Origin of the sequence: Streptomyces sp. Je 1-332, from assembly GCF_040730185.1 — a bacterium.
Lineage (GTDB): Bacteria > Actinomycetota > Actinomycetes > Streptomycetales > Streptomycetaceae > Streptomyces.
The window spans coordinates 927,667-951,214 of the sequence record NZ_CP160402.1; the positions used below are offsets into that span (position 1 = coordinate 927,667).

21 protein-coding genes are annotated in these 23,548 nt (G+C 70.7%); 8 read left to right on the plus strand and 13 right to left on the minus strand.

Going from position 1 to position 23,548, the window contains the following annotated elements:
* Positions 1–87 precede the first annotated feature (87 nt).
* Positions 88–2,289: an MMPL family transporter gene (locus tag ABXJ52_RS04325; protein ID WP_367039301.1), complete on the minus strand. Its 2,202-nt coding sequence runs from the start codon at positions 2,287–2,289 to the stop codon at positions 88–90.
* 124 nt (positions 2,290–2,413) lie between these two features.
* Here ABXJ52_RS04325 and ABXJ52_RS04330 point away from each other — a divergent pair, with 124 nt between their 5' ends.
* Positions 2,414–3,223, plus strand: coding sequence for a BTAD domain-containing putative transcriptional regulator (locus ABXJ52_RS04330; protein ID WP_367039303.1), 810 nt, complete (start codon positions 2,414–2,416; stop codon positions 3,221–3,223).
* Positions 3,224–3,248: 25 nt separating this feature from the next.
* On the opposite strand, the gene ABXJ52_RS04335 is transcribed toward ABXJ52_RS04330, so the two are convergent.
* Complete coding sequence (locus ABXJ52_RS04335) at positions 3,249–3,953, minus strand: TetR/AcrR family transcriptional regulator (protein WP_367039304.1); 705 nt, start codon at positions 3,951–3,953, stop codon at positions 3,249–3,251.
* Positions 3,954–4,130: 177 nt separating this feature from the next.
* On the opposite strand from ABXJ52_RS04335, the gene ABXJ52_RS04340 reads away from it, so the two are divergent.
* Complete coding sequence (locus ABXJ52_RS04340; RefSeq protein ID WP_367039306.1) at positions 4,131–4,619, plus strand: nitroreductase family deazaflavin-dependent oxidoreductase; 489 nt, start codon at positions 4,131–4,133, stop codon at positions 4,617–4,619.
* Positions 4,620–4,671: 52 nt separating this feature from the next.
* On the opposite strand, the gene ABXJ52_RS04345 is transcribed toward ABXJ52_RS04340, so the two are convergent.
* Positions 4,672–5,874 (minus strand): geranylgeranyl reductase family protein, encoded by a 1,203-nt coding sequence (locus ABXJ52_RS04345; protein ID WP_367039308.1) that lies wholly within the window; start codon positions 5,872–5,874, stop codon positions 4,672–4,674.
* A 135-nt stretch (positions 5,875–6,009) separates the two neighbouring features.
* Here ABXJ52_RS04345 and ABXJ52_RS04350 point away from each other — a divergent pair, with 135 nt between their 5' ends.
* Positions 6,010–7,365 carry a dipeptidase gene (locus ABXJ52_RS04350; protein ID WP_367039310.1) on the plus strand — a complete coding sequence of 452 codons (1,356 nt, stop codon included), beginning with the start codon at positions 6,010–6,012 and terminating at the stop codon, positions 7,363–7,365.
* A 3-nt stretch (positions 7,366–7,368) separates the two neighbouring features.
* Here the strand turns inward: ABXJ52_RS04350 and ABXJ52_RS04355 are convergent, their stop codons facing one another.
* Positions 7,369–8,412, minus strand: coding sequence for an NUDIX domain-containing protein (locus tag ABXJ52_RS04355; protein ID WP_367039312.1), 1,044 nt, complete (start codon positions 8,410–8,412; stop codon positions 7,369–7,371).
* A 282-nt stretch (positions 8,413–8,694) separates the two neighbouring features.
* Here ABXJ52_RS04355 and ABXJ52_RS04360 point away from each other — a divergent pair, with 282 nt between their 5' ends.
* Positions 8,695–9,093, plus strand: coding sequence for an anti-sigma factor antagonist (locus tag ABXJ52_RS04360; RefSeq protein WP_367039314.1), 399 nt, complete (start codon positions 8,695–8,697; stop codon positions 9,091–9,093).
* 693 nt (positions 9,094–9,786) lie between these two features.
* A complete protein-coding gene (locus tag ABXJ52_RS04365) occupies positions 9,787–11,889 on the plus strand; it encodes an NPCBM/NEW2 domain-containing protein (protein ID WP_367039316.1) in 2,103 nt (700 codons plus the stop codon).
* Between the two features lie 279 nt (positions 11,890–12,168).
* Here the strand turns inward: ABXJ52_RS04365 and ABXJ52_RS04370 are convergent, their stop codons facing one another.
* Complete coding sequence (locus tag ABXJ52_RS04370; protein WP_367039317.1) at positions 12,169–13,134, minus strand: ROK family protein; 966 nt, start codon at positions 13,132–13,134, stop codon at positions 12,169–12,171.
* A 235-nt stretch (positions 13,135–13,369) separates the two neighbouring features.
* Here ABXJ52_RS04370 and ABXJ52_RS04375 point away from each other — a divergent pair, with 235 nt between their 5' ends.
* Complete coding sequence (locus ABXJ52_RS04375) at positions 13,370–14,356, plus strand: LacI family DNA-binding transcriptional regulator (protein ID WP_367048800.1); 987 nt, start codon at positions 13,370–13,372, stop codon at positions 14,354–14,356.
* Between the two features lie 129 nt (positions 14,357–14,485).
* Here ABXJ52_RS04375 and ABXJ52_RS04380 read toward each other — a convergent pair whose 3' ends face one another.
* Entirely contained in the window at positions 14,486–15,778 is a 1,293-nt protein-coding gene (locus tag ABXJ52_RS04380; protein ID WP_367039319.1) for an aldolase/citrate lyase family protein, read from the minus strand.
* 230 nt (positions 15,779–16,008) lie between these two features.
* Here ABXJ52_RS04380 and ABXJ52_RS04385 point away from each other — a divergent pair, with 230 nt between their 5' ends.
* Positions 16,009–16,905 (plus strand): endonuclease/exonuclease/phosphatase family protein, encoded by an 897-nt coding sequence (locus ABXJ52_RS04385; protein WP_367039320.1) that lies wholly within the window; start codon positions 16,009–16,011, stop codon positions 16,903–16,905.
* Positions 16,906–16,963: 58 nt separating this feature from the next.
* Here the strand turns inward: ABXJ52_RS04385 and ABXJ52_RS04390 are convergent, their stop codons facing one another.
* From ABXJ52_RS04390 to ABXJ52_RS04405, 4 genes are all read right to left on the minus strand, one after another.
* Positions 16,964–17,926, minus strand: a complete 963-nt coding sequence (locus ABXJ52_RS04390) for an electron transfer flavoprotein subunit alpha/FixB family protein (RefSeq protein WP_367039321.1) — start codon at positions 17,924–17,926, stop codon at positions 16,964–16,966.
* A gap of 60 nt (positions 17,927–17,986) precedes the next feature.
* Complete coding sequence (locus ABXJ52_RS04395; RefSeq protein WP_367039323.1) at positions 17,987–18,772, minus strand: electron transfer flavoprotein subunit beta/FixA family protein; 786 nt, start codon at positions 18,770–18,772, stop codon at positions 17,987–17,989.
* Positions 18,773–19,012: 240 nt separating this feature from the next.
* Positions 19,013–19,522, minus strand: coding sequence for a flavin reductase family protein (locus ABXJ52_RS04400; protein WP_367039325.1), 510 nt, complete (start codon positions 19,520–19,522; stop codon positions 19,013–19,015).
* Positions 19,523–19,742: 220 nt separating this feature from the next.
* Positions 19,743–20,060: a thioredoxin family protein gene (locus ABXJ52_RS04405; protein ID WP_367039327.1), complete on the minus strand. Its 318-nt coding sequence runs from the start codon at positions 20,058–20,060 to the stop codon at positions 19,743–19,745.
* Positions 20,061–20,260: 200 nt separating this feature from the next.
* On the opposite strand from ABXJ52_RS04405, the gene ABXJ52_RS04410 reads away from it, so the two are divergent.
* Positions 20,261–20,989, plus strand: coding sequence for a lysophospholipid acyltransferase family protein (locus tag ABXJ52_RS04410; RefSeq protein ID WP_367039328.1), 729 nt, complete (start codon positions 20,261–20,263; stop codon positions 20,987–20,989).
* 49 nt (positions 20,990–21,038) lie between these two features.
* On the opposite strand, the gene ABXJ52_RS04415 is transcribed toward ABXJ52_RS04410, so the two are convergent.
* The 3 genes from ABXJ52_RS04415 to ABXJ52_RS04425 form a co-directional block, all read right to left on the minus strand.
* Positions 21,039–21,746: a phenylalanine--tRNA ligase beta subunit-related protein gene (locus ABXJ52_RS04415; protein WP_367039330.1), complete on the minus strand. Its 708-nt coding sequence runs from the start codon at positions 21,744–21,746 to the stop codon at positions 21,039–21,041.
* Between the two features lie 47 nt (positions 21,747–21,793).
* The gene (locus tag ABXJ52_RS04420) at positions 21,794–22,390 is read right to left on the minus strand and encodes a transglutaminase family protein (RefSeq protein WP_367039332.1); all 597 of its coding nucleotides are present in this window, start codon (positions 22,388–22,390) and stop codon (positions 21,794–21,796) included.
* Between the two features lie 86 nt (positions 22,391–22,476).
* Complete coding sequence (locus tag ABXJ52_RS04425) at positions 22,477–23,547, minus strand: low specificity L-threonine aldolase (protein ID WP_367039334.1); 1,071 nt, start codon at positions 23,545–23,547, stop codon at positions 22,477–22,479.
* Position 23,548 lies beyond the last annotated feature (1 nt).

Here is a 23,548-nt window from a genome sequence, read left to right on the forward strand (position 1 = left end):
GACGGCCGCGCCCGTGTTCGCGCTGCTCATCCATGTCGGCCACGCTAGACCGCACGGCGGGCGGCGGGCGTCAGCCGGACGTGGCGATCACGCGTACTCCCGCGGGAGTACGTCGGGGGCCTTGCCGCTCTCCGTGTCCCTCTCCGCGTCCCTCTCCGCGCCTTCGTGCAGGCCGAGGCGCCGGTGCAGCCTGCGCAGCGGGCCCGGCGCCCACCAGTTGGCATGGCCCGCGAGGCGCATGGCGACGGGCAGCAGGATGACGCGGATGAGCGTGGCGTCCACGAGGATCGTCAGGGCGGTGCCGACGCCGAGTTCCTTGAGGAAAACGACGCCCCCGGTCGCGTACGTGAGGAACGACAGCGCGAGGATCCCGGCCGCCGCGGTGATCAGCGGGGCGCTCTGCCCGATGCCGGTGGCCACCGCCTTTTCCGTGTCGCCGACCCGCTCGTACTCCTCCTTGATCCGGGCCAGCATGAACACCTCGTAGTCCATCGACAGGCCGTAGGCGACGCAGAACATCAGCACCGGGATGCTTGGCTCGATCGACCCGGTGGGTGTGAAACCGAGCGGCCCCGACAGGTTGCCCTCCTGGAAGACCCACACCAGGCATCCGAACATCACCGACAGGCTCAGCAGATTGAGCACGGTCGCCTTGGCGGGCAGGAGGAGGCTGCCGGTCATCAGGAAGAGGATGGCGAAGGTGGTGACGAGGATCAGGCCGACGGCGTACGGGAGGCGGTCCAGGAGGGTGGCGCGGAAGTCGGTGGTCTCGGCCGGGTAGCCGCCGACCAGGGCGGTCGCGGGGGCCGGGGTGGCCCGGACGGCGTCGACGAAGGCGGGTACGTCGCCATACACCGCCGCCTGCGTCGGGATGACGGCGATACGGGTGCCGTCTCGGCCGGTGGTGATCGTGGAAGGCCCGGTGCGGCGGCCGTCCTCGTAGCTGCCGGTGGGGGCGTCCACCTGGAACACGCCCTGAATACGGGAGAGTTCGGCGGCGTACCGCCCTGTGTCCTCGGCGCTCGGCGTCTGACGGAGCACGACCTGGACGGTGTCGGTCGGCTCGGCGGGGAACTCCTTGTGGATGGTCTCGGAGGTGGTACGGGACGAGGTGCCGGCGGGCAACGTGCGCTCGTCCGGCAGCCCGAACCGCAGGCCGAGCAGCGGTGACGCGGCGAGCAGCAGGACCCCGATCACGGCAGCGCCCGCGGCGATCGGGCGGCGCATCGCGGCGCGTGCGACCCGCTGCCAGAACCCGCTCGCCGCCGCGCGGCGCGGGCGCTCCACGCGGTGGCCCCAGCGGGCGAGCGCGGCGGGCAGCAGCAGAAGCGCTCCGGCCACCGCGGTGACGACGACGAGGACTCCCGCGTACGCGAAAGAGCTCAGGAAGAAGAACGGGAACACCAGAAGCGCGCAGAGCGAGACCGCCACCGTGACCCCGCTGAAGATCACGGTACGTCCGGCGGCGGCGGTCGCGCGGACCACGGCTTCCGGCTGTGCGTGCCCCGCGTGCCGTTCCTCGCGGTAGCGGTTGATGACGAAGAGACCGTAGTCGACGCCGAGCCCGAGGCCGAGGACGAGGGCGAGATTCGCGGCGAACGTCGACACCTCGGTGACCTGCGCGATCGCCCGGAGCCCGGCGAGCGTGCCGACGACGGAGAGCAGCCCGACGCCGACGGTGAGCAGGGCGGCCACCGTGCGCCGGTAGACGAGGATCAGCAGCAGCACGACGGCGGGCAGGGCGAACATCTCGGCGCGCAGGAAGTCGGTGCGGGCCTGCTCGCCGACCTGCCGTGAGATCTCCTCCTGACCGCCGACGGAGACCGTCACCTCGGGTGTGGTGCGGGCGAGTTGGGGCGAGAGGGTGGCGAGCTGCTCGCGGGTGTCGGTGGCATTGCCCTCCAGGCGGGCGAGGATCAGGGCGCGTTCGCCGTCGGAGGCGCGCAGCGCCCGGCTTCCGCCGTCCCAGTACGCGCTGACATCCGTGACGCCGGGGATGTCCCTTACCTCGGCGGCCAGTTGGCGGGCCGCGGCCGCCGTACGCGGTGAGTCGACGTCCCCGTCGCCGGCCGTGACGAGGAGCGCGAGGTTCGGGTTACCCGTGCCGTACTCCTGCCGGAGGATGTCCGCCGCGCGCACGGACTCGGTGCCCGGCGCGTCCCAGCGCGCGAGGTCGAGGTCGGCCTGGGCGCCGGCTCCGTAGGCGCCGAGGCCGAGGAAGGCCAGTACCACGCCGATCAGTACGGCGCGGCTGCGCCGCACCACGATACGACCGAGCCGGGTCAGCATCGCTGTCTGCCTCTCTCCCGCGATCCCCGTACGGGATCGATCCGGTGCCGTCACAGTCGCGGTCACCGCTGGAAGAGCCGCTGGAAGATCCACTGGAAGGTGACCGCCGGGTTACCCTCGGCGTATGGCCGGTGACGGGATGCGCTTCGAACTTCTGGGCCCGCTGCGGGCGGTGCGCGGCGGCGAAGAGGTGCCACTGGGGCCGCCGAAGCAGCGGGCGGTGCTCGCCGTGCTGCTGTTGCAGGACGGGCGCCCGATCTCGTACGAGGGCCTGGTCGACGCGGTGTGGGGTGACGAACCGCCCGCCCATGTGCGCAACTTGGTGCAGAAGTACGTCTCGGGTCTGCGGAGGGCCTTCGCGGGTGGGGCCGGGGCTGCGAACGCGGCGGGCCCCGTCCTTGCGTGGACCGGCAGCGGCTACCGCCTCTCCGGCGCGACGGCCGACGACCTGCGGGAGCGACGGCGGTTGATCGACGAGGCGCTCGCCGCGCGGGGCGCCGGGCGGTTGCGGTACGCGGGCGAACGCGTCGACCGGGCCGAGGCGTTGTGGCGCGGCGAGTTCGCGGAGGGACTCAACGCCCCGTACCTCGCGGCGGAACGGCTCCGGTGGCGCGAGAAACGGCTCACCGTCGTGGAGGCCAGGATCGCGGCGGAGATCGAACTCGGCCGCTCCTTCGAGTACGTCCACGAACTCATCCGACTTGTGGCCGCGCACCCGCTGCGCGAACGCACGGTGGAGCTCCTGATGAACGCCCTGTACCGCACCGGCCGTTCATCGGATGCCCTGCTCGCCTTCGAGGAGGCACGGCGCCGGATCGCGGACGCCATGGGCGCGGATCCGGGCCCCGCGCTGCGGTCCCTGCACGAGCGGATGCTGCGCCAGGATCCGGAACTCCTCGCCTCGCGAACGTCGCCTCCCGTGTCGGCGGCCTGAGGGCGCGCGTCTGTCGGGCGGAGCTCTAGCTCTGCTTCTGGTCCAACAGCCCCACACCGTGCGCGAGTTGAGCGGACGCGTACGAGAAGAATCCCGGGCGGTCCTCGACGACGCGGTTGAACTGTCCGAACACCTCGAAGCCGACGAGTCCGAACAGCTGGGCCCACGCCGCGATCAGCGCCGTGATCACCGCCGGCGGCAGATCGGGCGCGAGATCGGCCGCCATCCGCTCGGCTTCGGTACGCAGCCCGCCCGGCAGCGGCCGCACGGCGACACCGCGGCTCTGATGGGCGTCGCGCACGATGCCGATGAGCAGCCGCCCGACGCGCGCGGCGGCTTCGACCGTGGAGGCGGGCGCGCTGTAACCGGGGACGGGCGAGCCGTAGATCAGGGCGTACTCATGCGGATGCGCGAGCGCCCAGGACCGCACGGCCTCGCACACGGCCGTCCAGCGCCGCACGGGTTCGGCCGACGTGACCTCGGCGTGCGCGGCCTCGGCGGCGGCGCCGAGGGAGTCGTAGGCGTCGATGATGAGCGCGGTCAGGAGTTCGTCGCGGCTGGGGAAGTAGCGGTAGAGGGCGGAGGAGACCATGCCGAGCTCCCGGGCCACGGCGCGCAGGGAGAGCTTGGCGGCACCGTCGGCGGCCAGCTGCCTGCGCGCCTCGTCCTTGATGGCGGCGGTGACTTCTACTCGGGCGCGGGCCCTGGCCCCGCTGGTGGCGCTGCTCATGCAGGCAGTGTGCCATGAAGCGGGAGCGATGCACCAAAACGAGAGCAGCGCTCGCGGACGCGAGCACTGCGCATTTTAGAGAGCACTGCTCTTGAAATGGAGCACCCATCTCGTGCACACTGCTCTTAAGCGAGAGCAGTGCTCTCGGAAGTCCTCAAGACTCAGGCGGTCGTCACCATGTCCACGTCCCCCTCCCGCGGCACCGGCTCCCCCACCCCCACCACCCCCTACTACCTCAAGGGCAGCCCGCTCGCCGTGCGGCTCAACAGCGTGATCGGCTGGCTTGCGCGGCACGGCATCAGCCTGGCCGGCTCGGCCGAGCTCTCCGTGCGCGGGCGCAAGAGCGGACAGATGCAGCGCATCCCGGTCAACCCGTTCACGTACGAAGGCGCCCAGTACCTGGTCTCGGCCCGTGGGCACTCGCAGTGGGTGCGCAACATGCGCGTGGCGGGCGGCGGCGAGCTGCGCGTGGGGCGCAAGGTGCGCGCGTTCACGGTCGAGGAGGTCCCCGCCGCCGAGAAGCTGCCGCTGCTGCGCGGCTATCTGGAGAAGTGGGGCTGGGAGGTCAACCAGTACTTCAAGGGCGTCACCGCGAAGTCCACGGATGCGGAGATCGTGGCGGCCGCGGACGACCACCCCGTCTTCCGCGTCACCATGACGAAGTGAGGCCCCTGCACGCCGAAGTGGGGCCCCGGCATGGCGAGGTGAGCCCCCCGGCCTATCGGTCCATCGCGCTCAGCGCCCGGCCCGCGAGCGGGTGGTTGCGCACGAGCTCGCCGAGCGTCGTCGAGCCACGGGTGATCCTCGCGAACGCGTTCCACGCGGGCCTGAACCCGGTGATCGCCGCGTGCAGCGTGCCCGGACGGCGCTCGAAGACGGTGAGCATGCGCCGCCCGACGCTCATCTCGACGCCGAGTCCCGCCTTGATGGCGAAGGCGTAGTTCAAGGCCTGGCGGCGAGCGTCGACCGCGTCGTGCGCCTCACCGATGCGCACCGCCCACTCCCCCGCGAGCCGCCCCGAGCGCAGCGCGAAGGAAATGCCCTCGCGGGTCCACGGCTCAAGGAGCCCCGCCGCGTCGCCGCACACCACGACCCGGCCGCGCGACAGCGGCGAGTCGTCGCTCCGGCAGCGCGTCAGATGCCCGGAGGAGATGCTCGGCTCGAAGCCCGCGAGCCCGAGGCGGGCGATGAAGTCCTCCAAGTACCGCTTGGTGGCCGAGCCTTCGCCGCGTGCGGAGATGACACCGACGGTGAGGGTGTCGCCCTTGGGGAACACCCAGCCGTAACTGCCCGGCATCGGGCCCCAGTCGATGAGGACCCGGCCCGCCCAGTCCTCGGCGACGCTCTGCGGCACCGGGATCTCGGCCTCGAGGCCCAGGTCCACCTGGTCGAGCTTCACCCCGACATGTGCCCCTATGCGGCTCGCGCTGCCGTCGGCCCCGACGACCGCACGGGCGAGCACCGTCTCCCCGCCCTGCAGGACCACCGCGACCGTCCGGCGGTCGGGCACCGCCGAGCCGTGCTGCTCCACGCGCGCGACGGTGACGCCGGTGCGCAGCTCGGCTCCCGCCTTCTGCGCGTGCTCGACCAGTTGCTGGTCGAACTCGGGGCGGTTGATCAGCCCGAAGAGCATCTGCTTCGAGCGGCGGGTGCGGGTGAACTTGCCGTCCAGGGAGAACGTCACCGCGTGCACCCGGTCCCTGAAGGGCAGTTCGAACCCGGGCGGGAGCGCGTCACGGGAGGGGCCGATGATGCCGCCGCCACATGTCTTGTACCGGGGCAGTTCGGCCTTCTCCAGGATGAGGACGCTGCGTCCCGCGACGGCTGCCGCATAGGCCGCCGACGCCCCCGCGGGCCCTGCTCCCACCACGACGACGTCCCACACGTACTGCGCGTCGTCCGCTGAGTTCTCGCTGCTCACGTTGGTCTACCGCTCCCGATCCAGCTGTTGGCCGCGCTTTCCAAGGCATCCTACGGCGGGCACCTCGGGCACCCTCCTGTGGGAGGATCACACACCCACATACGTAACAACGTCGCACCTACGAGGAGCGTGCCCATGTCGCCGAATCCGATCGCCGAGACCGTCGCCGCGCTCATGCCGAAGGCGAAGGCGGAGCTCACCGAACTGGTGGCCTTCAAGTCGGTGGCGGACTTCGACCAGTTCCCCAGGAGCGAGAGCGAGGCCGCCGCGAACTGGGTGGCGGACGCGCTGCGCGCCGAGGGGTTCCAGGACGTGGCCCTGCTCGACACCCCGGACGGCACGCAGTCGGTGTACGGCGTGCTGCCGGGCCCCGAGGGTGCTCCCACCGTGCTGCTCTACGCGCACTACGACGTGCAGCCGCCGCTCGACGAGGCGGCGTGGACCACTCCGCCGTTCGAGCTGACGGAGCGCGATGGCCGCTGGTACGGGCGCGGCAGCGCCGACTGCAAGGGCGGCATCCTGATGCACCTGCTCGCGCTGCGCGCCCTGAAGGCGAACGGCGGCGTCCCGGTGACCGTCAAGGTGATCGCCGAGGGTTCCGAGGAGCAGGGCACGGGCGGCCTTGAGCGATACGCCGAGCAGCACCCCGACCTCCTGGCGGCCGACACGATCGTCATCGGTGACGCGGGCAACTTCCGGGTCGGCCTGCCGACGGTCACCACGACGCTCCGCGGCATGACCCTCGTACGCGTTCGCATCGACACTCTTCAGGGCAATCTGCACTCGGGGCAGTTCGGCGGCGCGGCTCCGGACGCGCTCGCGGCGCTGGTGCGGGTCCTCGACTCGCTGCGCGCGGAGGACGGCTCGACGACGGTCGACGGCCTCACGGGCGACGAGGTGTGGGACGGGCTTCAGTACGAAGAGGACGTCTTCCGCAAGGACGCCAAGGTCCTCGACGGCGTCCGCCTGGTCGGCAAGGGCACGGTCGCCGACCGCATCTGGTCCCGCCCCGCCGCCACCGTGATCGGCATCGACTGCCCGCCGGTGGTCGGCGCGACCCCGTCCGTACAGGCGGCCGCGCGGGCGCTGATCAGCCTGCGGGTACCGCCGGGCGTGGACGCGGCCGAGGCCACCAAGCTCCTCCAGGCGCACCTGGAGTCGCACACCCCCTGGGGCGCGCAGGTGACCACCGAGCAGATCGGGCAGGGCCAGCCGTTCCGCGCGGACACCACGAGCCCGGCGTACACGGCGATGGCGGAGGCGATGGGCGAGGCGTACCCGGGCGAGGAGATGCAGTACGCGGGCCAGGGCGGCTCGATCCCGCTGTGCAACACCCTCGGGGCGCTCTACCCCCGGGCGGAGATCCTGCTGATCGGCCTGAGCGAGCCCGAGGCGCAGATCCACGCGGTCGACGAGAGCGTGTCGCCCCAGGAGCTGGAGCGGCTCTCGGTGGCCGAGGCGCTGTTCCTCCGGAAGTACGCCGCGCGCTGACCCTCACCGGCTGCCGACCGGCACGCCTGCCTCCAGGTACAGGGGAATCCCGCGCTCTCTGGCGCGCAGGGCCCAGCGGAGCCGTTCGTAGCGCACGGACGGCAGCAGACGGGCCGCCTCCTCCTCGGTGACGAAGCGGCAGTCGCGCAGTTCGGGGCCGGGCAGCAGCATCTGCCGCGCCTGTGTGCCGTCGAGGCTGCCGCCGTCGAAGAGGAACCGCATCCCTCCGTATCCGGGCGGTCTGGGCGGCTCCCAGTCGGCGACCAGTAGCCGGGGGGCGTCGGTGAGTTGGATGCCGGTCTCCTCGGCCACCTCGCGCATGCCCGCGCGCGCGGGCGCCTCGCCCGGCTCGACGACACCGCCGGGGAACTCCCAGCCCGCCTTGTACGTCGGGTCGACGAGCAGCACCCGGCCCCGCTCGTCGAAGAGCAGCACGCCGGCCGCGAGTGTCTCCGCGGTGGGCTCGGGGGTCTGCACGATGTCGCAGACGGCCGCGGCCCCGCTGCGCACGGCTTCGGCGATGTGCTCGGCGGTCTCGACGGGGGTGAGCGCGCCGGTGTCGATGCGGTGGGCGTCAGCGCCGAGCCAGCCCGCGAGCGCGGCGCGATACGGCTCGATGTGGTCGAACGACCACTGCCGTACGCGCGTCTCGCCGTCCGGCAGGTCCGGGACGGGACGGCCCGATATTCGTTCGCGCAGGATCGTTTCCCCCGGGGCGAGGACGACGTGTCGTACGGCGATCCTGCGCGAGGCGAGCCCGCCGAAGATCTCGTCGCGATAGTCCTGCCGCAGCAGGGTCATCGGCACCACGAGGACGCCACCGACCTCGGCGAACAGAGCCGCCGCCGTGTCCACGACGAGCCGCCGCCACAGCGGCAGGTCCTGGAAGTCGCTCACCTCGGCGAGGCGCTTGGGCGGCAGCAGGTCGCGCAGTCCGCCGCCGATGACCTCGGGGTCGAAGAGTGTGCTGTTCGGGATCAGCTCGATCAGTTCCCGTGCGGCGCTGGTCTTGCCCGCACCGAACGCGCCGTTGATCCAGACGATCACGGTTCCCCCTCTTCTGTTGGCCCCCTGTGGCTTGCCCGCAACACCCTGCCACGGAAACCAGGACCTGATGAGGCGGCCACTCCTTGGATGGAAAGGCGCCACAACGTGTCAAGGGATTCGCTTCCACTTCATCCCATCGAGTGGCAGTCGCCCTGCATGAATCGTTCCCTCACTGCGGGGCGCGCCCTCCCCCGCTAGCGTGATCCGCCAGGCGCCCCAGCCCCTGGTGACCTCCTGAACCCGGCTCTTCCGATGTGTCCCGCTCACGCGAGGATCCGGCCGATGTCCGACACTGGGGGAAACGTGCAACTCGATGCACTGAACGAATTCGCCTTCGAGGACTCCGAGCAGCAACCGCGGGTGTACGGCCACGACGGCGCGGTCGTCTTCGAACTGCACGGCGAGGTCGACCTGTTGGCCTACCAGCGGATCGCCCCGCTCCTCGACCCCGTCACCGCCGGCACAGCGACCACGGTGGTCGTCGACCTGACCCCCATCACGTTCTTCGACTGCTCCGGCCTGAGCCTGCTGGTCCGCGCACACCGTCGCACGAAGACGCGAGGCGCCCGCCTCGCCGTGGTCTGCACCCATCCCCTGACGCTCCGCGTCCTGCGCCTCACGGGCCTGACCCCGGTGCTGGCGCCGGTCGCCACGCTGGAGGAAGCGCTCCGGCAGCGGTGAGCCCGCGCCAGGTGGGCGACGGGCTCTCCACTGCCGCCGGGGGGCGGCTCGGGGGGGGCGCTGCGGGGTCCGGGCAGCATGGACAGCCTGCCGCGCAGGAGCCGTTGACGGGAGTGGGCTCGCGCGGTGCATATATGCATTCCTTTCACACCCCGTGTGAAAGGCGCGTTCACCGTGGCTTCGCCGCGGGCCGGGCAGCGCGGGCGCGGTTGGGCCACCTGGTTCGGGTGTAGGCGTGAAAGTGGTCGCCGGCATGGCCCTGACCGAGGGTGCAGTGCAGGACGTCACCGGGCCTCTCGTCCCAGCACAGGCCAGGAATGTCACGCGCGTACTTCGGGGCTTTCATGCGGAGCGCTCCGTCTGCCGAGGGTTGTCGGTGGCAATACCGCGACCCTCTCAACCCGGCTGGTCGGCGCGGGAAACGCCGGCCCATGACACGGACCGGATCATGCGGACGGCCGCCCTCACCCCTTTCTCGATCCCAGCGTCGCCCTCCGAAGCAAACGAACACAACCGAACGCGAGGCTTGCGATCCCCGCTCCCAGGAGCCCCCACAGTCCAGGGTTCAGGCGTCCGGGTGCTCGAACCGCTACGGCTCCTCTTCCAACAGAGTCCAACACGGCCTACCGTAAGCGCGCACCTTTGACACGTACATGCAGCCCCCAACTTCTGCGAGTACGGAGGAATGTAACGATGCGTCACCTCTCACCCCGCATCTCATCCCGGACCACACGTCGAAGAGTCGTCGGATCGCTGGCCGCCGCACTGCTGTGTGCCGCAGGCCTCGCGGCCCCGGCCGCCGCACGCGACACAGGCAGCGCGAACGGCGCGAGCGGCGCGGGCGGCGCTAGTGACACGGGCGAACGGAGCGCGGCCGCACGGCCCTCCACCGCCGGGGCGAAGCTCCCCGACGGTCTCGCCCTCACCCCGCCCATGGGATTCAACAACTGGAACTCCACCCATTGCCGGGCCGATTTCGACGAGGCGATGGTCAAGGGAATCGCGGACATTTTCGTCGAGAAGGGCCTCAAGGAGGCCGGCTACCAGTACGTCAACCTCGACGACTGCTGGGCGCTGCCCGAACGGGACGCGAACGGCAAGCTGGTGCCCGACCCCAAGCGATTCCCCAACGGGATCAAGGCAGTTGCCGACTACGTGCACGACAAGGGACTCAAGCTCGGCATCTACACCAGCGCCGGAACCAAGACCTGCAGCGACATCGGGTTCCCCGGGGCACTCGGCCATGAGGTCAGCGACGCGCGGCAGTTCGCCGACTGGGGCGTCGACTACCTCAAGTACGACAACTGCAACAACCAAGGCGTCGACGCCAAGAAGCGGTACATCGCGATGCGTGACGCGTTGAAGGCCACCGGCCGTCCCATCGTCTACAGCATCTGCGAGTGGGGCGAGAACAAGCCCTGGGAGTGGGCCGCCGACGTGGGGCACCTGTGGCGCACCACCGGCGACATCAGCGACAACTGGTCCTCGATGCTCTCGATCATGAAGCAGAACCTGCCGCTCGCCGAGTCGGCGGGCCCTGGCCGCTGGAACGACCCCGACATGCTGGAGGTCGGCAACGGCGGCATGACGGACACCGAGTACCGCACGCACTTCTCGATGTGGTCGATCATGGCCGCGCCGCTGCTCATCGGCTCCGACCTGCGCAAGGCCACACCGGAGACGTTCGAGATCATCGGCAACAAGGAAGTCATCGCCGTCGACCAGGACCCGCTGGGCAAGCAGGGCAAGGTCCTGTCGTCGGAGGGCGGCCGCTGGGTCGTCGCCAAGGAGATGAAGGACGGCAGCCGGGCGGTGGCGCTGTTCAACGAGACAGGCACCGCCCAGTCGATCGCCACGTCGGCGAAGGCTGTCGGACTCCCGGACGCCGACGGATACACGCTGCGGGACCTGTGGAAGCACAAGAGCTACAACACGGCGGGCAAGATCTCCGCGACCGTCCCCGCGCACGGCACCGTCCTGCTGCGCGTCTCGGCCGACGGCGCGTGGGCGAAGAATCCGCCCGCCGTCGAACTCGGCCTGGGCGGCGCCCCGTTGGTGGAGGCGGGTGAGCCCGCGAAGCTGACGTCGAAGGTCACCAACCTCGGCCGTACGTCCGCGCGGAAGGTTTCCACCACCTTCGCGGGACCCTCCGACTGGCAGATCAGGGCGACGTCGCCCTCGACCGCGAACTCCCTGACCACGGGCAAGTCGCTGAGTACGTCGTGGTCGGTGACAGCACCGCAGGGCACGGCCCCGGGAGCGTACGACCTCACGCTCAGGTCCACCTACCGCTCCCCCGCGGGCAGCCGCGCCGAGAGCGTCCTGCCGCTGACGGCGCGTGTCGTCGTGGCGCCGCCCGCGGGCGACTCGGCGGTCAGTGATCTGCCGTGGATGTCGACGGTCAACGGCTGGGGGCCCGTCGAGAAGGACACCAGCAACGGCGAGAGCGGGGCGGGCGACGGCCATCCGATCACCATCGGCGGGGCCGTCCACGCCAAGGGGCTCGGGGTGCACGCCGACAGCGCCGTCGAGTACTACACCGGCGCGTCCTGCGAGAAGTTCACCGCGCAGGTGGGCGTCGACGACGAGAAGGACTCGAAGGGGACGGTCGCCTTCGAGATCTGGACGGACGGCAAGAAGGCCGCGTCCTCCGGAGTCGTCACCAACGCCGATGCCGCACAAGGGCTTTCGGCCGACGTGAGCGGTGCCCAGGTCGTACGCCTCGTCGTCACGGACGGCGGCGACGGCACGGACTCCGACCACGCGGACTGGGCTGACCCGGTCCTCAGCTGCTGAGTCACCGATCTGACGAGGCCATCAACCGCGGGCCGGGCCGAAGCACTTCGGCCCGGCCCGCGGCTTGGAGAACGAACTCCGCCGGGTTCGCAAAATCCCGCCCTGCGCCCGGCCCGCGGACCCCGTGGCGCCCGGTGCGTGCGATCGCACGACGCCGGAGCGTCCCGGCAGCGGCGCTACTCGGAATTCCGGCAACGCGGCGAGCGTGCATGCCAGGCATCACCGGCGGGCGTCGCCGGCAGGCGGACCTTGCGGCCACGCCCGCGGGCCCGGAGACAGTCAGCTCCCCACAGCAGGACGCAAGTCCGCAGCCCTGTCCTCCTGGCTGAGCGCGGCCGCCGCGGCGCCCACGAGGCCGGCGTCCGTCCCCATCAAGGCTGGGCCCACGGTCAGATGACGTACGAACGAGAGCGTGGCGTAGTCCCTGAGGGACCGGCGCAGCGGGTCGAAGAGCACGTCCCCCGCCTTGGCCACCCCGCCGCCGATCACGGCGATGTCGATCTCGACGAGCGTCGCCGTGGCGGCGATGCCCGCGGCCAGCGCCTGCGCCGCCCGCTCGAAGGAGGCGACAGCGACCGGGTCCCCGGCCCGTGCGGCGAGTGCCACCGCGGCGGCGGACGTGTCACCGTCGGGCCCCGGACGCCATCCGCCCTCCAGCGCACGCCGGGCGATGTTCGGCCCACTGGCTATGCGCTCCACGCACCCGCGCGCCCCGCACGGGCAGGGGTCGCCGTCCAGATCGACGCTGATGTGCCCGATGTGGCCCGCGTTCCCGCTGGGGCCCGGGTGCAGCTTGCCGCCGAGGATCAGTCCGCCCCCGACGCCGGTGGACACCACCATGCACAGCGCGTTGTCGTGCCCTCGGGCGGCGCCCTGCCAGTGCTCGGCCGCCGTCATCGCGACGCCGTCCCCCACCAGCTCGACCGGGAGGCCGCCGGTGGCCGCACGCACCCGCTCGACCAGGGGGTAGCCACGCCAGCCGGGGACGTTCACCGGGCTGACCGTCCCCGCCGACGCGTCCACGGGGCCCGCGCTGCCGATGCCGACCGCGCGCGCCCTGCCCCACAGCGGGGAGCGTGTGAGCTCGCCGAGAACCTCTTCGACCGCCCGCATCACGGTGTCGCCGTCCTCGCGCGCGGGCGTGGGCCGCTGGGCGCGCAGCAGGATCCGGCCGCGCCCGTCCACCAGGGCGCCGGCGATCTTGGTGCCGCCGATGTCGAGTGCGGCGACGAGGTCCGTGTGCATCAGTGTCAGATCTCCTGGTGGATGGACAGGCCGCTCTCCTGGTGAAAGGGCAGGCCGGAGAATGTGATGGACAGTCTCTCTTGCATCTGACAACGTTGTCCAGGTTCTATGCTCGACGCCACATCACTTACGCACCACTTTCAGCTCACCTTCGTCGACGACAGGACAGCGCACCGTGGCCGAGACCGCCAGCCGACCCGAGCGACCCGAGCCCCGCTACGGCAACCGTCCGACCATGAAGGACGTCGCCGCCCGCGCCGGAGTCGGCCTCAAGACGGTCTCCCGGGTCGTGAACGGCGAGCCGGGCGTCACCCCGGACACCGAGCGCCGCGTGCAGGAGGCCATCGACGCCCTCGGCTTCCGGCGCAACGACAGCGCGCGCGTCCTGCGCAAGGGCCGCACGGCCAGCATCGGACTCGTGCTCGAAGACCTCGCCGACCCCTTCTACGGCCCCCTCAGCCGCGCCGTGGAGGAAGTGGCCCGCGCGCACGGCGCGCTGCTCATCAACGGGTCGAGCGCCGAGGACCCGGACCGCGAGCAGGAGTTGGTGCTCGCGCTGTGCGCGCGCCGGGTCGACGGTCTCGTCGTCATTCCCGCCGGTGACGACCACCGCTATCTGGAGCCGGAGATCGCCGCCGGTGTCGCGACCGTCTTCGTCGACCGGCCCGCCGGGAAGATCGACGCCGATGTCGTGCTCTCCGACAGCTTCGGCGGCGCGCGCGACGGCGTCGCCCATCTCATCGCCCACGGTCACCGCCGCATCGGGTTCATCGGTGACCAGCCGCGCATCCACACCGCGATAGAGCGCCTGCGCGGCTACCGCGCCGCCATGGAGGACGCGGGCATCCCCGTCGAGGACGAGTGGATGTCCCTGGGCCCCACCGCCCCGGACCGCGTCGAGCAGGCCACCAGGACGATGCTGGGCGGCTCCGCACCCGTCACAGCGATCTTCGCGGGCAACAACCGTGTGACGGTGACGGTCGTCCGGGTGCTCGCCGGGCTGACCCGCCCCGTGGCTCTCGTCGGCTTCGACGACATCGAGCTGGCGGATCTGCTGCAGCCGGGCGTGACCGTCGTCGCGCAGGACGCCGCGCAGCTCGGCAGGACGGCCGCCGAGCGCCTGTTCCGGCAGCTGGACGGCGCGTCCGACGCCCCGGAGCGCATCGAACTCCCCACGCGTCTCATCAAGCGCGGGTCGGGCGAACTGCCGCCCGCGGGCTGACGATTGGCGGGCGGGGTGCGGGCGCGGTCAGCCGGCGGGGTCCGGGCAGCCACCGCTGCCCCGCTGTCGGTGACACCACTGTGCGTGGCTCACCTACAACGGGGCAGAGGTGACAGCGCGTGCCGGGAGTTACTTTCCGTGCGGCGTGAGGTCGCCGCGGCGCGGGCCCGAGAAGCTCTGCAGGCGGGCCAGCGTCAGGCCGGTGAGCCGGGTGACCTCGCCGACGTCGAGGGCGCCGCAGTCCAGGCCGCGCAGGAGGTATCCGGCGAGCGCCTTGGCCGAGGCCGGCTCGTCCGCCACGTCGCCTCCCTCGCGGTGGGCGGCGTACGCGGAAAGACGCGCGGCGGCCTGCTCGAAGCCCTCGCGGTAGAACGCGAACACGGCGGCGTAGCGCGTGGGGATGTGGCCGGGGTGCATGTCCCAGCCCTGGTAGTAGGCGCGGGCCAGGGCGCGGCGCGTGAGGCCGTAGTGCAGCCGCCAGGCGTCGTGGACCTTCTCCGTGGTGCCGATGGGCAGGACGTTGGTGGAACCGTCCGAGACGCGTACACCGGTGCCCGCGGCGGCGACCTGCATGATCGCCTTGGCGTGGTCGGCGGCCGGGTGGTCGCTGGTCTGGTACGCGGCGCTGACGCCGAGGCAGGCGCTGTAGTCGAAGGTGCCGTAGTGCAGGCCGGTGGCGCGGCCCTCGGCGGCGCCGATCATGCGGGCCACGGTGGCGGTGCCGTCGGTGGCGAGGATGGACTGGCTGGTCTCGATCTGGATCTCGAAGCCGATCCGGCCGGGCTCCAGACCGCGTACCTTCTCGAACTCCTCCAGGAGGCGCACCATCGCGGTGACCTGCTCGGGGTAGGTGACCTTGGGCAGCGTCAGGACGAGGCCGTCGGGAAGGCCGCCGGCCTCCATGAGGCCGGACAGGAAGATGTCGAGGGTGCGGATGGCGCGGTCGCGCACGTTCTCCTCGAAGCACTTCATGCGGATGCCCATGTACGGCGCCGCGGTGCCGTTCTTGTACGCCTCGGAGATCAGGCGGGCCGCGCGGGCGGCGTCCTGGTCCTCGTCCGCGCCCTTGTAGCCGTCCTCGAAGTCGATGCGCAGGTCCTCGATCGGCTCGCGCTCCAGCTTGGCGCGTACGCGGTCGTAGACCGGAGCGGCCAGGCCGTCGGCGAGACCGAGGACGGACGCGAAGGTGGCGGCGTCCGGAGCGTGCTCGTCGAGCGCCTTCAGGGCCTGGTCACCCCACGTACGGATGGTGTCGGCGCCGAAGAGCTCACCGGGGACGTACACGGTGTGGACCGGCTGGCGGGTGCCCGGGTCGCCGGGGTAGCGGCGCTCGAGCTCCGCGTCCACCGGGGCGAGGGAAGCGCTGATGCCCTCGCTGACCGCGCCCGCGAGGCTCGTTGCCACCGTCTCTTGCTGACCCATTCCTGCACCCTCCACACGCTCGGACCACTCACTCGGGACCACACATCAGGATCACTCGATTTCCGCTTAACGGAATCAACAATCCGCATGGCGAAGTTATCCGGCGACCTTCCCGCTGGTCAACACCCTCTCGTCTGCCGGACCTCGTCCGTTCATCCCTGTCTCAGATCCTGCTTCCGCACTCGCGTGCCCGCACCTCATCCTGACCGCCACCCACTGAAGGAGACCGCGTGCCGAATGACACCCGAGTAACGCGCCGCTTCGGCCTGCAGACCGCGCTCGCCGCGGTGGCCGTGCCCTTGTTCACCACCGCGCTGGCCGCCTCGCCCGTCCACGCGGTGGAGCGCGCGGGGCGCCGCCTGGAGGTCATGTCGTTCAACCTCCGTTACGCGAGCACCACGCCGCCCAACACCTGGGCCGACCGCCGACCGGTGGCCCGGGAACTGCTGCGCCGCGGGCGCCCTCATGTCATCGGCACCCAGGAAGGCCTCTACCAGCAGGTACGGGACATCGCCGAGGATCTGGGGCAGCACTACGACTGGATCGGCACCGGCCGGGCGGGCGGCAGCCGGGACGAGTTCATGAGCGTCTTCTACGACACCCGCAGACTCGCGCCGGTCGAGTACGACCACTACTGGCTCTCGGACACCCCGGACGTCATCGGATCGAACACCTGGGGCGGCGGCTCCATCCGCATGGTCACCTGGGTCCGCTTCCACGACCTGCGCACGGACACCGAGCTGTACGTCCTCAACACCCACCTCGACAACGCGAGTCAGTACGCACGCGCGCGTGCCGCGAGCCTGATCGCCGAACGGATCCCGGCCCTCGACCCGTCCCTGCCGCTCCTGGTCACGGGTGACTTCAACGTCGCGGCGCACAAGAACCCGGTCTACGACACGCTGCTGGGCGCCGGTCTCGTCGACACGTGGGACGCGGCGGACGAGCGCGGCAAGGCGTACGCCACCTTCCACGGATACAAGCCGCTGGTGCCGGACGGTGACCGGATCGACTGGATCCTGGCGACGCCCGGGGTGCGGGTCCACTCGGCGGCCATCAACACCTTCTCGCAGGGCGGACAGTTCCCGAGCGACCATCTGCCGGTGCAGGCTTCGCTGAGCCTGTGACGCGGCGAGGCCCTCGCCCCGCTGTGCGCGGGGCGAGGGCCTCGTTCGATCGATGAGCTCAGCCCTTGCGGGTGTTGACCTCTTCGGTGAGGGCGGGGACGACGTCGAAGAGGTCGCCGACCACGCCGTAGTCGACCAGGTCGAAGATCGGGGCCTCGGCGTCCTTGTTGATCGCCACGATCGTCTTGGAGGTCTGCATGCCCGCCCGGTGCTGGATCGCACCCGAGATACCCGAGGCGATGTACAGCTGCGGGGAGACGGACTTACCGGTCTGGCCGACCTGGTTGGAGTGCGGGTACCAGCCCGCGTCCACCGCCGCGCGCGAGGCGCCGACCGCGGCACCGAGCGAGTCGGCGAGGGACTCGATGAGGTGGAAGTTGTCCGCCCCGTTCACCCCGCGCCCGCCGGAGACCACGATCGCGGCCTCGGTCAGCTCCGGACGCCCGGTCGACTCACGCGGCGTACGCGAGACGACCTTGGTGCCGGTGGCCTGCTCCGAGAAGGACACGGAAAGGGCCTCGACGGCGCCCGCTGCCGGGGCGGCCTCCACGGGGGCCGAGTTCGGCTTGACCGTGACGACCGGGGTGCCGGTGGAGACCCGGGACTTGGTGGTGTAGGAGGCGGCGAACGCGGACTGCGTGGCCACCACACCCTCACCGTCGGCCTCCAGGTCGACGGCGTCGGTGATGATGCCGCCCTTGACCCGCAGCGCCAGACGCGCCGCGATCTCCTTGCCCTCGGCGGAGGAGGGCACCAGCACGGCGGCCGGGGACACCGCGTCGTAGGCGGCCTGCAGCGCGTCGACCTTCGGCACGACCAGGTAGTCGGCGAGCTCGGCGGCGTCGTTGGTGAGGACCTTGACCGCGCCGTGCTCGGCCAGCGCGGCGGCGGTGTCGCCGGCGCCGTTGCCCAGCGCGACGGCGACCGGGTCACCGATCCGGCGGGCCAGCGTCAACAGCTCCAGGGTGGGCTTGCGGACGGCACCGTCCACGTGGTCGACATAGACGAGAACTTCAGCCATGGGACTTCAATCTCCTGCGGTTACGAAGAAGTGGGGCGGATTTTCGGGGGTGGCTGAAGCTCAGATGAACTTCTGGCCCGCGAGGAACTCAGCGAGCTGCTTGCCGCCCTCGCCCTCGTCCTTGACGATCGTGCCCGCGCTGCGCGCGGGACGCTCGGTGGCCGACTCGACCTTCGTCCAGGCACCCTCCAGGCCCACCTGCTCGGCCTCCAGATCCAGATCCGAGAGGTCCCAGGCCTGCACCGGCTTCTTCTTCGCCGCCATGATCCCCTTGAACGAGGGGTAACGCGCCTCGCCCGACTGGTCGGTCACCGACACCACCGCCGGCAGCGAGGCCTCCAGCTGCTCGGAGGCGGCATCGCCGTCCCGGCGGCCCTTGACCACACCATCCGCGACCGACACCTCGGACAGCAGCGTCACCTGCGGCACACCAAGACGCTCGGCCAGCAGCGCCGGCACCACACCCATCGTCCCGTCCGTGGACGCCATGCCCGAGATCACCAGGTCATAGCCGGCCTTCTCGATCGCCTTCGCCAGGACGAGCGACGTACCCAGCGCGTCCGTGCCGTGCAGGTCGTCGTCCTCGACGTGGATCGCCTTGTCCGCGCCCATCGACAGCGCCTTGCGCAACGCGTCCTTGGCATCCTCGGGGCCGACGGTCAGCACGGTGATCTCCGCGTCGTCCGCCTCGTCGGCGATCTGCAGCGCCTGCTCGACCGCGTACTCGTCGAGCTCCGACAGCAGGCCGTCCACGTCATCACGATCGACGGTCAGGTCATCGGCGAAGTGCCGGTCGCCGGTGGCGTCAGGCACGTACTTCACGGTGACAACGATCCTCAAGCTCACGCCGGCTCTCCTACTGCATCGTCTTTACTCGGCTGCTGCCTTGCTCTGGCCACTGCCTTCCTGCAGGCAGCATAGGCGCCTGAAGGGGCGGATCCCGGTCGGGGCGGCCCGCGCTCCGACCAGAATATTACTCGCCAGTACACCTACTGCATTCCCACTAAGCAAGCGCTTTGAACTGTGACCTTCCCAACGCTCTGTAATCAAGCGCCAGGTGGGTCGTCCGGGAACTCCAGCCGGCCCTCAGTCGCGCAGCGCGTTGAAGCGCCCCTGGTGGTACAGGAGCGGGCGGCCGGCGCCCGCGGGGTCGCCCACCACCGCCTCCGCGACGACGATCCGGTGGTCTCCGGCGGGCACCCGCGCCGCGACCCTGCAGACCAGCCAGGCCAGCGTGCCGTCGAGCACGGGGACGCCCTCGGGCCCCTCGTACCAGCGCGTGCCCGCGCCGAAGCGGTCGGCGCCGCTGCGCGCGAAGGTCGTGGCGAGGTCCAGCTGATGCTCACCGAGTATGTGGACGCCGACGTGTTCGGCCTCGGAGACCGCGGGCCAGCTGGAAGCCTTCGTACCGATGCCGAACGAGAGCATCGGCGGCTCGGCGGAGACCGAGACGAGCGAGGTGGCGGTGAAGCCGACGGGGCCCCCCGGGCCTTGCGCGGTGATCACCGCGACCCCCGCCGCATGCCGCCGGAAGACGGAGCGCAGGAGGTCGGGGGAGGCGAGCTGGGGCGTGCGGAGGTCGGGCGTGGCCGTCATGGACGTGTCCTTCTGCAGGAGGTACGAGCGATTCCGTGGCTGCTCAGCAGCCCGGACAGCGCGCACTTGCATGACGGGCGAGGTCCACGTGGACGCGCTCGTGGAGAAGGAGCTCCGGAGGCATGGGAGCAGGCTGGCGATGGATGTGGGGTGCAGTCAAGTCCGTTCCGCGATGTGAAAGGCGTATGGGTCACGCCCCTCCTCCCCCGTGGCCCGGTTCTCACACGGCCTTGCCGAGGGCGGCGATCACATCGGCCTTGCGCGGCTGCCCGGTCGCGCGCGTCACGACCTGGCCGTCCGCGTCGAGCACCAGCACGGTCGGCGTCTTGAGGATGCGCAGTTCCCGTACGAGATCGAGTTCCGCCTCGGCGTCGAGCTCCACGTGGGACACGCCGGGGACCATGGCGGCCACCTCGGACAGGACGCGACGGGTCGCACGACAGGGCTGGCAGAAGGCGCTGGAGAATTGCACGAGCGTGGCCCGCTCCCCCAGCTCCGCCTCGCGTATCCGCACGTCAGCCTCCCGCCCCCACGTCATGATCCAACCGTCCTCGGCTTCAGCGTCCCGGCGCCCGCGAACATTCCCAACGTGACGAGAATCTCGCGCCCGCCGGGCACGATGGGTGGCCAGCGGTCCGTTCTTGGGGCACGATCTGCGCAACGCCGAAAAACCTACGGCTGCGTAACTTCCCGCCGGGAACCCCCTCCCCAGGCAGAAACGAAGGGTCATCCCCACCCATGGCAGAGCTTGTCTACCGTCCGGTCATCGGTGCCGCGAAAACCCTGTTCAAGGCATGGGACCTGAAGATCGACTGCAAGGGGTCGGAGAACATCCCTCGCACCGGTGGCGCGGTGCTGGTCAGCAACCACATCAGCTATCTCGACTTCATCTTCGACGGCCTCGCGGCTCTGCCGCAGAAGCGGCTCGTGCGCTTCATGGCCAAGGAGTCGGTGTTCCGGCACAGGATCTCCGGCCCTCTGATGCGCGGGATGAAGCACATCCCCGTCGACCGCAAGCAGGGTGAGACGGCTTACCAGCACGCGCTCGACTCGCTGCGCGCCGGGGAGATCATCGGCGTCTTCCCCGAGGCGACGATCTCTCCGTCGTTCACGCTGAAGACCTTCAAGTCCGGCGCCGCGCGCCTGGCACAGGAAGCCGGCGTCCCGCTGATCCCGATGGCGCTGTGGGGCACCCAGCGGCTGTGGACCAAGGGCCAGCCGCGCAACTTCAAGCGCAGCCACATCCCGATCACGATCCGGGTCGGTGAGCCGGTCGAGGCGCCGAAGGACCAGTTCGCGGGGGCGATCACCCGGCGCCTGCGCGAGCGCTGCCAGGAGCTTCTCGAAGCCGCGCAGCGCGCCTATCCCGTACGCCCCAAGGGCCCGGACGACACGTGGTGGATGCCGGCGCACCTCGGCGGCACCGCGCCGACTCCGGCCGAGGTGAAGGCCGCCGAGGCGAGCTGAATCGATTACTCGAGGTGCTCGACCCCTGATTCTCGGGGTGCTCGACCCCTTATGCGGGTCGGTCGGACGCCCGCTCCGGCGCGCGGACGGTGAGCCGCGCGCCGGGGCTGAACTTCGCCAGCAGCTCGGCCAGTTCGGCGCCCGCCTCCTCGACGCCCGAGTCCGGCCCCATCCCCTCCAGCAGGAAGATGGCGTTGACCGACTCCTCCGTGAGGCGGGTGCGCGGCCCCTGGCGCCAGTTCCAGCGGCGGCAGGTGACGCCCTCGTCGTCGCACCAGACGACCTCCCCCGCGTCCGGGTGCTCGACGGCCCGCTCCCCCGCGGCCATGGTGGCGAAGTCCTCGGTGCCGTCGGCCCGCACCAGACGCATGCCGCCCTTGATGTGGTCGAGGTCCTCACCGCCGACCGGGATCAGGTGGGCGACGCTGATCGCGTTGTAGACGTCGACGAGGGCGTTGATCCGGGGCAGACCACCGTCGGCGAGGGCGCGCTTGGCCAGCGCCTCGGCGGAGTTGCGCGTACGGGACGGCTTCGCGCCGAAGGCGGTGTACGCCGCGCGCCAGGCCACCATGTGCGGGTCCTCGTGCGGGGCGCGGCCGTCGAGCCGCTCGGCGAGGCGGCGTGCGGCCTCGTCGAGGAGGGCCGAAGTCTCGTCGCCGCTGGGGCCGTTGACGAGCTCGTGGGCCTCGATGGCGACGTGGGTGAAGCCGGGCGCGAGGGCGCGGACCTCGTCGGAGACGGTCAGGTCGATGGTCATGGTCCGTCGTGCCTCACAGTTCGGGCGTCGGAGTTCTGATGCGAGCGTCACAGTTCTGAGGGGTGGATCTGCCAGAGGTGCAGTCGGTCGCGGGCCTGCCTGAGCACGCTGAGCGCCACCGGGCTCGGTTTAGCGTACAGGACCGGATAGTCCACTTCATTGGACTGTGGGTCCACGGGCCAGGCCAGCCGTTCCTCGCCGAGCCGGAACTGTGCGTCGACCCCGGCCGGTATGTTCCCGCGTGGATCCTGCCGGTGCCACGCGCCGTCTAGGCGTACGGCGACGAGGCCGTGCAGGGAGTAACCGCCGGTGTTGTCGTCCCGCAGCCGCTGATAGCAGAACGCCGTCGGGATATCCTCGGCGCGCAGCAGGGCGGCCAGGGCGTGGGACTTGGCCGTGCAGATGCCGGTGCGCTCCCGCAGGACGTCGGACGCACGCCAGGTGACCTCCATGCGGCCCGAGTCCTGCGAGTGCGGGATGGCGTCGCGCACGAACTCGAAGGCCGCGTGGGCGTATGCGTAGGTATCGGCGGATGATTGTGCGAGGCTGGCCGCCGTCTCGCGGACCCGTGGATGGTGGTGGTCGACCACCTCGTCGGCGGCCAAGTACGCCGACAGGTCAGGGTTTTCCTGGATGAGCCGCATGGCACGGGAGCATAGGAATACGACCGACCGCGAGTCAATGCAATTGTGATCAGCCGTATACCTATGCAGTCAGTGAGTGGCGCTGATCAGCGCGCCATCTCCTCCTTGAGGGCCGCCACGAACCCGTCCACGTCCTCCTCGCGCGTGTCGAACGCGCACATCCAGCGGACATCGCCCGCCGCCTCGTCCCAGAAGTAGAAGCGGTACTGCTGCTGCAGCCGCTCGCTCACGTCGTGCGGAAGGCGCGCGAAGACCGCGTTGGCCTGTACCGGGTAGAGGATCTCCACGCCGTGGACGGCGCGCACCCCTTCGGCCAGGCGCTGCGCCATCTCGTTGGCGTGCCGGGCGTTGCGCAGCCAGAGGTCCTTGGCGAGCAGGGCCTCCAACTGCACGGAAACGAAACGCATCTTGGAGGCGAGCTGCATGGACAGCTTGCGCAGGTGCTTCATGTGCTTGACGGCGTCCTGGTTGAGGACGACGACGGCCTCCCCGAAGAGCGCGCCGTTCTTCGTGCCGCCCAAGGACAGGATGTCCACGCCGACCGCGTTCGTGAACGTCCGCATGGGGACGTCGAGGGACGCGGCGGCGTTCGATATGCGCGAGCCGTCGAGGTGCACCTTCATGCCGAGCTTGTGCGCGTGATCGCAGATGGCGCGGATCTCGTCGGGCGTGTAGAGCGTGCCCAGTTCGGTGTTCTGCGCGATGGAGACGACCTGCGGCATCGCCCGGTGCTCGTCGTCCCAGCCGAACGCCTGCTTGTCGATCAGCTCGGGCGTGAGCTTGCCGTCGGGCGTGGGCACCGTGAGCAGCTTGAGGCCGCCCATGCGCTCGGGGGCGCCGCCCTCGTCCACGTGGATGTGCGCGGACTCGGCGCAGATCACCGCGCCCCAGCGGTCGGTGATCGCCTGCAGCGCGACGACGTTGGCACCGGTGCCGTTGAAGACCGGGAACGCCTCGGCCGTGGGACCGAAATGGCCTCGGATGACCTGCTGGAGGTTGGCCGTGTAGTCGTCCTCGCCGTACGCGATCTGGTGGCCGCCGTTGGCCAGCGCGATGGCGGCGAGCACCTCCGGGTGGGCGCCCGCGTAGTTGTCGCTCGCGAACCCCCGTACACCCGGGTCGTGGTGACGGCGTGCGTCGGTCTTCGGAGGGTTCACG